The sequence below is a fragment of the Bifidobacterium criceti genome (genome assembly GCF_002286935.1).
Lineage (GTDB): Bacteria > Actinomycetota > Actinomycetes > Actinomycetales > Bifidobacteriaceae > Bifidobacterium > Bifidobacterium criceti.
The window spans coordinates 22,793-34,773 of sequence record NZ_MVOH01000006.1 but is presented as its reverse complement, the minus strand read 5'-3'; the positions used below and the strand labels follow the sequence as shown (position 1 = coordinate 34,773).

The window sequence follows — 11,981 nt, the reverse complement described above, 5'->3', positions numbered from 1 at the left end:
GGTATTACGCGCGGGCAGTTCCCCGCGCCATGACGGAACAGCACCATGTCGGACGGACATGGGGACAACAGTGGAGAGGTGGACATGCCTAGCGGACGTGTACGTTGGTTCGATGCGAAGAAGGGATTTGGATTCATCACCGGCGATGACGGTCCGGATGTGTTCCTTCCGCAGACCTCGTTGCCGGAAGGGGTGAACGAGCTGCGCAAAGGCGCCCGGGTCGAATACTCGGTCGTCGACGGCAACCGTGGCCCCGTCGCGATGAGCGTGACGCTCGTCAAGTCGGCGCCGTCGCTTGTCAAGGCGACGCGGCCGAAGCCGGATGACATGGCCGCGATCGTCGAAGACCTCATCAAGCTCCTCGACAACGCCGGCAACCAGCTACGCCGCCACCGCTACCCGTCACAGACGGACAGCCGCAAGCTCGCGCAGCTGTTGCGCGCCGTCGCCGACAACTTCGATGTACAGGAATGAACGATGGCAGATGCATTTGACCCCGAGGCGCTCGCACGCGCCGTCGCGATCGACACCGCCGAGGATGCCGACCACGTTGGCGACTTCGTGACGAGCATCGCGTCCTCGGATGGTGTGACCGATTTCCGTTTCGTCGCGACGATGGTCGGCTACGAAGGCTGGCAATGGTCGGTCACGTTGTTCCATGACGTCGACGACGACCGGTGGACCGTCGACGAGGCGACGCTCATCCCGACCGACAAGGCGCTCCTTCCGCCCACATGGGTGCCGTGGAAGGACCGCCTCGAACCCTCCGACCTATCGGTCACCGATGCAATCGGAACCGAACCGGATGACCCGAGGCTTGAGCCGGGCATGGACGAATCAGAAACGGAAACGGTCACGATGACCGTCTCCGGAGATGGCGCGACGACGGACGAGGAGGACCTCCATGACGCGGTCGAGGAATTCGACCTGTCGAGAAGGTCGGTCATGTCCCCGCTTGGGCGCGCGCAGACGGCGCAACGGTGGTATGACGGCCCACATGGGCCGAAATCGCTTTCGACGAAGACCGCGGACGGCAACACCTGTTCGACGTGCGGGTTTTTCATCCAGTTGCGCGGTGAGCTGAGCGAGATGTTCGGCGTCTGCGCGAACCGCTGGAGTCCCGATGACGGACGTGTCGTCTCCCTCGACCATGGCTGTGGCGAGCATTCGCAGATCGAGCCGCCCGAGCCGAGCCATCTGTGGATCCAGACCAAACCTGCCTACGACGACGTGCATATCGACATCGTCGCGCAAATCCCTCGTGAGGAACGCGGCGACGTCGAACTGATCGAGACGGTCGTCGACGCCAAACGTCACGACGGCGCACACGACGGTACGAAGTCGGCGACGGATGTGGCGGATGACGAGGACACTGTGGATGTTGTGGATACCGCCGGCGATACAGACAATACGGACAACACAGATACCGTAGACATCACGGATACGTCACATGACGGGGACGAGACGATCGACGCGGATGTGCAGATGGCGACCGACGATGCGCAAACGCGCGCCGCGGACGATACGATATCGGACGAACCGCGCGCAGCGCACGACGAGAAAGTCGATGAAACCTCACTGACCGACGCCGCCGACGACGTCGTCACGAACGAGGAACGTGAGGCAATCGCCGCATCGGACGCGGAAGGCGACGAGACAGAGGACACCGTCGGCGAGACGCAGATCGTCGCCGAATTGACGACCGACGCCGAGGAACAGGGCGAGGACTTCCAGGAGTCGCTCGAAGCGAAAGCCGACGGGGACGCGACGGCGGATGGTGATGCGGCTGCCGCGGCGGACGCAGCGGAGGTGCCGCCAGTGCGACCCTATGAGGAGGCGCACGACTGACAGGTGTGGCACCGACGCGTACAGGGCGGTGGATGACAACGGTCATCCACCGCCCTGTACGCGTTCCTGATATCAGTGCCGGATATCCTCATGTGCGGCTTGCATCATGTGATGACGGGGACGGTGAAGGAGAGGAGGACGCATCCGCGGATGCCGACGGACTCTTCGACACGTTCGCCGACGGTGACGGTGACGCGCTCGACGTGGGGGAGGACGATGATGTCGGCGACGGGGTAGGTTTCGCCGTATCCGTCGTCGAGGATGGCGTCGGTGTCGGCGTCGCCGTGACCGTCTCGGTCGGTGTCGGCGCCTCGACGGGCTCCTCGGTTTCGTCCTGTGTGGGTGTCTGCGTGCCGGTGTCGGTCGTCTCGGTATAGAGGCCTTTGATCGTGCCACCAGTAATCGCGAGCAGTTCCTTTGCGATCGTGATGTAGACATCGTGCAGGTCCTTCGATGTCTTCGCGTGCGCCTTGAGGTCGTTGTCTCGCGTCGTCATCGTGCACGTGGGGATCGCGGGTTCCTTGCCTGCATCATCCATCAGGATGTTGAGCTTGCGCAGGTCGGATGCGTCGATCGTCGTCTTCGGATCGTCGATGTACTGCTTTGCCGAGGTGATCGCCATGTCCGCAAGCCGCTTCGCCTCGCGCGCCTTCGCCGCCTCCTGTTCGCACGATGCCATCGCCGCCGCGCGCGGCGTGCCGCTGATGTTGCCGTTCGCATACAGGTATCCGAACGCGCCGCACAATATCAACGCGCCGATGATGATCGTGATCCACGGCAGACGGCGGCGCCGTTTCACCGAACGGCGTTGCTCGTCGTGGTCCTCATGGTCGGGGTATGCGGTGCCGTCCTCGCGTTGTCCGAGTTCCGACTCGTGCCCTTCGCCGTCGTCGGCGTCGTTTTTGTCATCATCGTCACTGTCAGTATCATCGCCGTCGCCATTGTGCGGCGCGAACGACGGTGGATTCTGGCGCGCGAATTCCATCGTGTCACCCGACGCTTCACGCGCGGATGAATCGGCGGAAATCGACGCCTCCATCTCATGCGCCGACGTCCCGTCATCCCCGGGCGCGTCCGCATGCGCGTCGTGCGCGATGCCGTCGTTGTGCTCGTCCATATCGTCGTGTGCTGTGCCGTTCGTCATCTTGTCTTCCATGTCGCCTTCCAAATCCCCTTAGTCTATGCGCGCATCGTGCATACGTGCGCATGCGCTGAGCTTACGGTGAACGTGTACGTCGGTGCGGATGGGATGTGCATGATGGCGTTCAGTGCACGACGCCGTCAGTGCACGACGGTCACGTTGCATTCCGCGGAATTGATGACCTGTTTCGACACCGATCCGAGGAAATGCGCGTCGAGGCCACTCAGGCCGCGCGAACCGACGACGATGTGCCGCGCATAGCGTGATGCGCTCACGAGGCCCTTGCCTGGGGAGATGTGGAACGCGTTCGGCGTCACATCGAGCGGCGCCGGCAGCTTGGCCGCGTCGATGAAGTCCTCAAGGCGGCGCATCGCGTACCGCTGCGCGACGTCCATCGGCGCGATGCTCGATTCGTATCCGGGAACCGTGCCGAGGTCCTTGATCCTCCAGAAGAACATGACGTGCAGCGGTGCGTCGTTGAGTTTCGCGAGCCCCGCCGCGAACTCAAGCGCCCGGCGTGACGTGTCCGAACCGTCGACGCCGACGACGATCGGGCGCGCCGTGCGTGGTATCTCGACGTGCGGCGTCACGAAATGCACGTGCTGGTCGTTCGGCGAAAGCGCGTTTGCGATCTGGTCCTGCACATCGATGTCCTCATCCTGCGCGCTGCGGATGATCGTGACGGGCACATCCGCCTCCTCGGCGAGCGACGAGGAGAGTGAACCCAGCAGCCAGCGCGCGACGCGGCTCATCGAACGGCGTCCGATGACGATCTGCTGCGCGTTCGCGCCGATCTCGAGGAGCGCCGTGCTCGCGGCCGCACGGAACGACGTCAGCTTGATCTGTTCGTCGCTCATGTCCATGTCCTTCGACGCGGCATCGACCCATGTATGCAGCTCGTCGGCGATCCGTTCGCGCAGCACGTCGGCCTCCTCCTTCGTCGACGGTTCCGGCCCCATGTCCCACGAATACGACCATCCATACACGGCGTTGACGCATTGACCGGAAAGCCGTGCCTGCTGGAGTGACCAGCGCAGCGCGGCGAACGATTCCGCGGAGCCGTCGACGCCCACGACGATGTCCGACTTGGGATTGATGTCCGATGGGGGATTGGGGGAAGCGGTTGTCTCGCTCATACGATGCTCCTTGCGTTGCCTCATGCGCCGCGTGCGTGCCCCGGACGCGGCTCGTTCACCGTCTCCAAGCATAACGTAATCGGCCATCGGAAAAAACGAAGGTCGCGGAAATAAACGTCACAAGAAATCTGTAGAGTGATGTGGAATCACCATATATGGAAGGACAAGCATGTTCGAACGGTTTACCGACCGTGCGCGGCGCGTCATCGTGCTCGCGCAGGAAGAGGCTCGTGCCCTCCAGCACAACTACATCGGCACCGAGCATCTGCTGCTCGGCCTGATTCGTGAGGGAGAGGGCGTCGCCGCGAAGGCCTTGGAAGCCAAAGGCGTCACGCTCGAGGACACGCGCAAGCAGGTCGAGGAGATGATCGGCAAGGGCAACGCCGCGCCGAACGGCCATATTCCCTTCACGCCGCACGCCAAGCAGGTGCTGGAGCTTTCGCTGCGGGAGGCACTGCAGCTCGGGCACAGCTACATCGGCACCGAACACATCCTGCTCGGCCTCATCCGCGAAGGCGAAGGCGTCGGCACCCAGGTCCTCATCAAGATGGATGTGGACCTCGGCGAACTGCGCACGACGACGATCGATATGATCCGCGGCAATTCGAACGGTTCGGATGACAAGGGCGACATGGCGAACGCCGGCGGCGTGCAGGACAAGCGCGCCCAGAGCGGCTCGGCCATCCTCGACCAGTTCGGCCGCAACCTCACCGCCGAGGCCCAGGAAGGCAAGCTCGACCCGGTCATCGGACGCAGCAAGGAAATCGAACGCGTCATGGTCGTGCTGTCACGCCGTACGAAGAACAACCCGGTGCTCATCGGCGAACCGGGCGTCGGCAAGACGGCCGTCGTCGAAGGGCTCGCGCAGAAGATCGTCGCCGGTGACGTCCCGGAGACGCTCAAGGACAAGCAGGTGTACTCGCTCGACCTCGGCTCGATGGTCGCGGGCTCCCGGTACCGCGGCGATTTCGAGGAGCGCCTCAAGAAGGTGCTCAAGGAGATCAAGACACGCGGTGACATCGTGCTGTTCATCGACGAGATCCATACGATCGTCGGCGCCGGCTCGGCAGATGGCGCGCTTGGTGCGTCCGATATGCTCAAGCCGATGCTCGCACGTGGCGAACTGCAGACGATCGGCGCGACGACGACCGATGAATACCGCAAGTACATCGAAAAGGACGCGGCGCTTGAACGCCGTTTTCAGCCGATCCAGGTCGCCGAACCCTCGATCGCGGAGACGATCGAGATCCTCAAGGGACTGCGCGCGCGCTATGAGAACCATCACCATGTGACGATCACCGATGGTGCGCTGCAGTCTGCGGCGGAGCTGTCCGCACGCTACATCCAGGACCGCAACCTGCCGGACAAGGCGATCGACCTGATCGACGAGGCGGGTGCGCGCCTGCGCATCAAGCGTCTCACGGCACCGCCCGAGCTCAAGGAACTCGACAACCGCATCGCGAAGATCGCGAAGGACAAGGACCAGGCGATCAAGGACCAGGAGTTCGAGAAGGCCGCCGAGCTGCGCGACAGCCAGGAGAAGCTCGAAGGCGAACGCAAGGCGAAGGAGAAGGCCTGGCGCGAAGGCGAATCCGACGTCCGCATGGTTGTCGATGAGGATGTCATCGCGCAGGTCATCTCGCAGAGCACGGGCATTCCGGTGTTCAAGCTCACGCAGGCGGAATCGAAGAAGCTCATGTCGATGGAATCGGAGCTCCACAAGCGCATCATCGGCCAGGACGAGGCGGTCTCCGCGTTGTCCCGTTCGATCAGGCGCACGCGCGTGGGCCTCAAGGACCCGAAGCGCCCGGCAGGCTCGTTCATCTTCGCCGGCCCCACGGGCGTCGGCAAGACCGAGCTCGCGAAGGCGCTCGCGCAGTTCCTGTTCGACGATGAGGACGCGCTCATCCGCGTCGACATGTCCGAGTTCTCCGAGAAGTACGCGGCATCGCGTCTCTTCGGCGCGCCCCCGGGATACGTCGGCTACGAGGAAGGTGGCGAGCTCACCGAGAAGGTGCGCCGCAAGCCGTTTTCCGTCGTGCTCTTCGACGAAATCGAGAAGGCGCATCCGGACATCTTCAACACATTGCTGCAGGTGCTTGACGACGGTCATCTCACCGATGGCCAGGGACGGAAGGTCGATTTCAAGAACACGATCATCATCCTGACGACGAACCTCGGTACACGTGACATCGCGAAGGCGGCGAACACCGGCTTCAACATGGGCAACAACACCGAGTCGAGCTACCAGCGGATGAAGGACCAGGTCTCGAACGAGCTCAAGCAGCAGTTCCGCCCCGAGTTCCTCAACCGCCTCGATGACATCATCGTGTTCCGCCAGCTCACCGAGCCTCAGGTGCGCGAGATCGTCGACCTCGACGTCAAGCAGCTCAATGACCGTCTCTTCGACCGCCATATGGAGCTCGACCTGACGGACAAGGCGAAGGACCTGCTCGCGCAGAGGGGCTTTGACCCGCTCCTCGGGGCGCGTCCGCTGCGCCGCGTCATCCAGCGCGACATCGAGGATACGATCTCCGAGAAGATCCTCATGGGCGAGCTCAACGACAACGAGCGCGTCGTCGTCGATGCGGAAGGTGACGGCATCCTCGGTGAGTTCATCTTCAGGGGTGAGCCGTTCGAGCTGCCGGCAGCCGGCGAGGGCGACGACAGCAAGGACGTCGTCGCGGAGGAGCCACAACCGGTGGGCAGCGGCGAATGAGCGCGGCTGACGCCTGACGTCACAGCACAGCTGTGACCGCACATACGAAAGGGGTGCGCACCGATTCCTCGGTGCGCACCCCTTTTTGCGTTGTGCTATGGGCGGCGGTCACATGATCGCGTTGAGCCACTGCTCCTTCGTCGCCTTCTCGGCTTCGAGCTTCGCTTTCTGCTTCGGGTCATCGGTCTTGGCGATCCGCTCGTCGAGTTCGTCGAGCTGCGCCTTGAGCTGGCCTTCGAAGCTCGACTTGCGGGCGTCGGCCTCCGGGTCGCTGCGCTTCCATGCGGCATCCTCGACGGCCTTGATCTGCTTGTCGACGTCATCGAGGCGGCCTTCGATGCGGCGCATGTCCTCGCGCGGCACATAACCGATCTGGTCCCATTCCTCCTGGATCGCGGCGAGCTGCTGGCGTGCCTTCTTCGCTTCCGTCTCGTCCTTGACCGGCACGAGCGCCTCCGCCTTGACGAGGAGCGCCTCCTTCTTCGCGAGGTTCTCCTTCTCCGCCGTGTTCATCTGCTCACGGTCGGCCTGACGCGCGTTGAAGAACGTGTCGGCGGCTTCGCGGAACTGCGCCCAGAGCGTGTCGTCCTCCTGGCGTCCTGCGCGTCCCGCCTGCTTCCAGCGTGCCATGAGGTCGTTGAAGCGGCGCGACGTCTCCGCCCACGCGGTCGAATCCTTGAGTTCGTTCGCCTCGGCGATGATCGCCTCCTTTGCCTTGCGAGCGGCCGCGCGCTCGTTGTCGCGCGCCTGCGCCCACTTGCGGCGCGCCTGGTTGAACGTCGTGCGCGCGGTCGAGAAACGCTTCCACAGCGCGTCGGCGTCGGACTTGTCGATGCGGACGGTCGTGCGCTGATGCTGCTGCCACTGGTCGAAGAGCGAACGGAACTTGTCCGCCGTCGAACGCCAGTTCGTGTTGTCACCGAGGTTCGCGGCGAGTTCCTCCGCCTTCTCGACAATCTTCGTGCGTTCGGCGACGGCGTTCGCGACCGCCTCCTTGCGCGCGGCGGCGATGGACTCCTTCTTCGCCTGCGCCTGCGCCTTGAGCTCCTCGAACTGCTTGCGCAGCGCCGGAATGTCACCGACGACGTCGGGGTTGGCGGTCTCCTCGTCGAGCGCCGCCACGGTTTCGTCGATTTCACGGGGCTTGATCGAGTTCGACTTGAGACGCTGCGCGAACAGGTCGAGCTTCGCCTTGAGGTCGAGGTAACGGCGTGCGTACAGAGCGAGCGCCTCTTCCTTCGACGCGTCCGGGAACTGCCCGACCTCGCGCTCCGCGTCGCCTTCCTTGACATAGACGGTGCCGTCATCGCCGACACGGCCGAACCGCTCGGCCTCCTTGATGTCCTGCTCGGCGAAGCCGCCGGTCTTCGCGGCCGGTGCGGCCTTCGCGTTCTTCGCGAACGCGGCGGGCGAGGGAGCATGGGCCTTGATGGCCGCCGGCGTCGGCGCAGCCTTCGCGTGCTTCGCCGCTTCGGGGGCAGCCGCCTGCTGCGTCGGATCGTTGGTCTGGGATTCGGTGACGTTATTGTCGGCCATGGTCAGCTCCTTAGGCTTGGTGGACACGAAAGAATGAGAACGTATTCGCACTCTTTGTTACTTAGTGTAGGCAATGGCATCGATACATTTTCCGCGACATCCCTTATGATGTGGAACCGTGGCAAAAGGTGCATCTATATCAGGTTTTCCAGAGTGGCTCCCCTCTGAACGCGTAGTGGAGCAGCGTGTCATCGACACGCTCCGTGATGTCTTCGAGCTTAACGGGTTCATCGGCATCGAGACCCGTGCGGTCGAACAGGGCTCGAGCCTGCTCAAGAAAGGCGAGACGAGCAAGGAGATCTACCTGCTCTCGCGTCTGCAGGAAGTGGGCCATGAGTCCGACACGGCCGTCGAGCAGCGCCTTGGGCTGCATTTCGACCTCACGGTCCCGCTCAGCCGTTATGTCGTCGAGCATTCGGGGCAGCTGCCGTTCCCGTTCAAGCGTTGGCAGATCCAGAAGGTGTGGCGCGGGGAGCGTCCGCAGGAGGGGCGCTTCCGCGAGTTCGTGCAGGCCGACATCGACGTCGTCGGCGAGGGCACGCTTCCCGAGCATTACGAGGTCGAACTGCCGCTCGTCATGGTGAACGCGCTCGAACGGCTGCGTGAGTTCGGTCTGCCGAAGGCGACCGTCCATGCGAACAACCGCAAGCTTTCCGAAGGCTTCTACCGTGGGCTCGGGCTCACGGACATCGAAGGCGTCCTGCGGGAAATCGACAAGCTCGACAAGATCGGCGCCGACGAAGTCGTCAGGCTGCTCGTGAACGAATGCGCGGCGAGTGAACAACAGGCGAACGCATGCCTCGAACTCGCGCAGATCACGGCATCCGATGGACAGTCGCTCATCGACCGTTTCAACGGACTGTGCGAAATCCACCACATCGATATGGATGGCGACGCGTACGCGATGGCGAAGGAAGGGCTCGACACACTCACGATGATCGTCGACGAAGCCGCGCGCATCCGCCCGGGCTCCGTCATCGCGGACCTCAAAATCGCGCGTGGCCTCGATTACTACACCGGTTCCGTCTACGAGACGTTCCTCGACGGCGCATCCTCACTTGGTTCGATATGCTCCGGTGGCCGCTATGACAACCTCGCGTCGCAAGGCAGCCGCAAATACCCCGGTGTCGGGCTGTCGATAGGCCTGTCGCGCCTCGTGTCGTATATGCTGCACTCCGCCGGCGCGACGGCGAGCCGCATCTCCCCGGCGTGCGTCCTCGTCGCCGTGTGGAACGAGGAGAACCGCGGTGAATCGAACGAGATCGCGCGTCAGCTGCGCGCACGCGGCATCGCCGCGGACGTCGCGCCGACGGCCGCGAAACTCGGCAAGCAAATCAAATACGCGGACAAACTCGGCATTCCTTATGTCTGGTTCCCGAACGAGGACCCGGCAGACGACGGCCCCGACCAGGTGAAGAACATCATCAGCGGTGAGCAGACGGACGCCGATGCGCGGTCATGGGAGCCGGATACTGTGTATGCCCGGCAAACAGTGGAGACGCACGCCTGAACCACGCCCGCGCGGCATACGCCGACGACCGGGAACGACCTGCGGCAAACGAACAGCAAACAGAACAATACAGAGAACAATACATACAGAATAGAGGAAGTATGAGCCAGACGGCTTATCGCACCCATCACGCCACCGAGGTTACCGAGGATCTCGTCGGGGAGCGCGTTACGCTCGCCGGTTGGGTCGACCGTCGCCGTGACCACGGCGGCGTCGCGTTCATCGACCTTCGCGACAACAGCGGCCTCGTGCAGGTCGTCATCAACGATGAGGAGATGGCGCGTCCGCTGCGCAGCGAATACGTCATCGAAGTCGAAGGCAATGTGCGCCTGCGCCCGGAGGGCAACGAGAACGACCATCTTGCGACCGGCAAGGTCGAGGTCGTCGCCGACAGGATCGATGTGCTCGCGAAGTCGGACGCGCTGCCGTTCCAGGTGTCGACGGCGCTCGAGAACGAATCCGAGAACAAGCTGCCGGGCGAGGATGTGCGCCTCAAGTACCGTTACCTCGATCTGCGCCGCCCCGCGATGCAGCGCAACGTCAAGCTGCGTTCGGACATGATGCGCGCGGCGCGTTCTGTGCTCGACAAGCTTGGCTTCACCGAGGTCGAGACGCCGACGATGATCAAGTCGACGCCGGAGGGCGCGCGCGACTTCGTCGTACCGGCGCGCCTCGTGCCGGGCTCGTGGTACGCGCTTCCGCAGTCGCCGCAGCTGCTCAAGCAGCTGCTCATGGTCGCGGGCGTCGAACGCTACTACCAGTTCGCGCGCTGCTACCGTGACGAGGACTTCCGCGCCGACCGCCAGCCTGAGTTCACACAGCTCGACATGGAGATGGCGTTCGTCGACCAGGAGGATGTCATGGCGATGGCCGAACAGGTCATCGCGGCGATCTGGAAGGCCGACGGCTACGACGTCAAGCTGCCGATCAACCGCATCACGTGGCAGGACGCGATGGACAAGTACGGTTCGGACAAGCCGGACCTGCGTTTCGGCAACGAGCTCGTCGAACTCACCGAGTACTTCAAGGACACGCCGTTCCGCGTGTTCCAGGCCCCGTATGTCGGCGCCGTGCTGTTCAAGGGCGGCGCGTCGACGCCGCGCCGCCAGTTCGACGCATGGCAGGATTGGGCGAAGCAGCGCGGAGCGAAGGGCCTCGCGTATGTCGTGTTCGCCGAGGACGGTGAACTGAAGGGGCCCGTTGCGAAGAACCTCTCCGAAGAGGAACGCGCGGGACTCAAGGAAGCGGTCGGCGCCGAGGATGGCGACGCCGTGTTCTTCGCGGCGGGTGCGCGTGAATCGTCGCAGCTGCTGCTTGGCGCGGTGCGCGTCGAACTCGCCGAACGCGCGGGTCTGCTCAAACCCGACGATTTCGCGTTCACATGGGTCGTCGACTTCCCGCTCTTCAAGCGCACCGACGATCCCGATGACGATGACGTGGCCGTCGGCCATTCGAAGTGGACGTCGATGCACCATCCGTTCACGATGCCGTCGAAGGACTGGATCGACACGTTCGACGAGGACCCCGAGCACGCGATGAGCGATTCGTACGACATCGTGTGCAACGGCAACGAGATGGGCGGCGGTTCGGTGCGTATCCACCGTGACGACATCCAGGACCGTGTCCTCAATGTGCTCGGCATCACGCCCGAAGAGGCGAACGACAAGTTCGGCTTCCTGCTTGAGGCGTTCAAGTACGGCGCGCCGCCGCACGCGGGTATCGCGCTCGGTTGGGACCGCACCGTCGCACTGCTTGCCGGCGCCGATTCGATCCGTGACGTCATCGCGTTCCCGAAGGCGGGCGGCGGCCGCGACCCGCTCACCGGCGCTCCGGCGCCGATCAGCGACGAGCAGCGTGCCGAGACCGGCGTCGACTACGACCCGGAGGAGGACGACTGAGCCGGCCGTGTCTGGTCATGTCTGTGACACGGTACCGGTGGTACATCCGATAGGCTGATTGCCGATGAGGGCGGGGTGCGACCCATCATGGGTTGCACCCCGCCCTTCCTTGTCCAGACGCCGCATCCGTTACGGGTTGTTGCTGTTTGCGGGTTGCTCTTGCTTATGGGTGGTACCTGTTGTTACGGGCAGT

Annotated in this window: 8 protein-coding genes; 5 read left to right on the top strand and 3 right to left on the bottom strand. The window is 63.6% G+C overall.

The genetic code is table 11. The features are described 5' to 3' along the window. Nucleotides 1-84 precede the first annotated feature (84 nt). Nucleotides 85-474, top strand: coding sequence for a cold-shock protein (locus tag B1526_RS01860; protein WP_095614678.1), 390 nt, complete (start codon nucleotides 85-87; stop codon nucleotides 472-474). Between the two features lie 3 nt (nucleotides 475-477). After that, nucleotides 478-1,848, top strand: a complete 1,371-nt coding sequence (locus tag B1526_RS01855; protein ID WP_095614436.1) for a DUF3027 domain-containing protein — start codon at nucleotides 478-480, stop codon at nucleotides 1,846-1,848. Between the two features lie 88 nt (nucleotides 1,849-1,936). Here the strand turns inward: B1526_RS01855 and B1526_RS01850 are convergent, their stop codons facing one another. Then, nucleotides 1,937-3,004 (bottom strand): hypothetical protein, encoded by a 1,068-nt coding sequence (locus tag B1526_RS01850; protein ID WP_095614435.1) that lies wholly within the window; start codon nucleotides 3,002-3,004, stop codon nucleotides 1,937-1,939. Between the two features lie 125 nt (nucleotides 3,005-3,129). Continuing rightward, nucleotides 3,130-4,125, bottom strand: a complete 996-nt coding sequence (locus B1526_RS01845; RefSeq protein WP_095614434.1) for a universal stress protein — start codon at nucleotides 4,123-4,125, stop codon at nucleotides 3,130-3,132. A gap of 169 nt (nucleotides 4,126-4,294) precedes the next feature. Here B1526_RS01845 and B1526_RS01840 point away from each other — a divergent pair, with 169 nt between their 5' ends. After that, complete coding sequence (locus B1526_RS01840; RefSeq protein ID WP_095614433.1) at nucleotides 4,295-6,844, top strand: ATP-dependent Clp protease ATP-binding subunit; 2,550 nt, start codon at nucleotides 4,295-4,297, stop codon at nucleotides 6,842-6,844. A gap of 108 nt (nucleotides 6,845-6,952) precedes the next feature. Here B1526_RS01840 and B1526_RS01835 read toward each other — a convergent pair whose 3' ends face one another. Then, a complete protein-coding gene (locus B1526_RS01835; protein ID WP_095614432.1) occupies nucleotides 6,953-8,380 on the bottom strand; it encodes a DUF349 domain-containing protein in 1,428 nt (475 codons plus the stop codon). A 118-nt stretch (nucleotides 8,381-8,498) separates the two neighbouring features. Here B1526_RS01835 and hisS point away from each other — a divergent pair, with 118 nt between their 5' ends. Beyond that, nucleotides 8,499-9,890, top strand: coding sequence for a histidine--tRNA ligase (gene hisS, locus B1526_RS01830; RefSeq protein WP_095614431.1), 1,392 nt, complete (start codon nucleotides 8,499-8,501; stop codon nucleotides 9,888-9,890). A 101-nt stretch (nucleotides 9,891-9,991) separates the two neighbouring features. Further along, entirely contained in the window at nucleotides 9,992-11,788 is a 1,797-nt protein-coding gene (aspS, locus tag B1526_RS01825) for an aspartate--tRNA ligase (protein WP_095614430.1), read from the top strand. Nucleotides 11,789-11,981 lie beyond the last annotated feature (193 nt).

Bases quoted from the DNA above. Each gene is read 5' to 3' on its own strand.
- B1526_RS01860 (WP_095614678.1), top strand. From the start codon at position 85: ATGCCTAGCGGACGTGTACGTTGGTTCGATGCGAAGAAGGGATTTGGA.
- B1526_RS01855 (WP_095614436.1), top strand. From the start codon at position 478: ATGGCAGATGCATTTGACCCCGAGGCGCTCGCACGCGCCGTCGCGATC.
- B1526_RS01850 (WP_095614435.1), bottom strand. From the start codon at position 3,004: ATGGAAGACAAGATGACGAACGGCACAGCACACGACGATATGGACGAG.
- B1526_RS01845 (WP_095614434.1), bottom strand. From the start codon at position 4,125: ATGAGCGAGACAACCGCTTCCCCCAATCCCCCATCGGACATCAATCCC.
- B1526_RS01840 (WP_095614433.1), top strand. From the start codon at position 4,295: ATGTTCGAACGGTTTACCGACCGTGCGCGGCGCGTCATCGTGCTCGCG.
- B1526_RS01835 (WP_095614432.1), bottom strand. From the start codon at position 8,380: ATGGCCGACAATAACGTCACCGAATCCCAGACCAACGATCCGACGCAG.
- aspS (WP_095614430.1), top strand. From the start codon at position 9,992: ATGAGCCAGACGGCTTATCGCACCCATCACGCCACCGAGGTTACCGAG.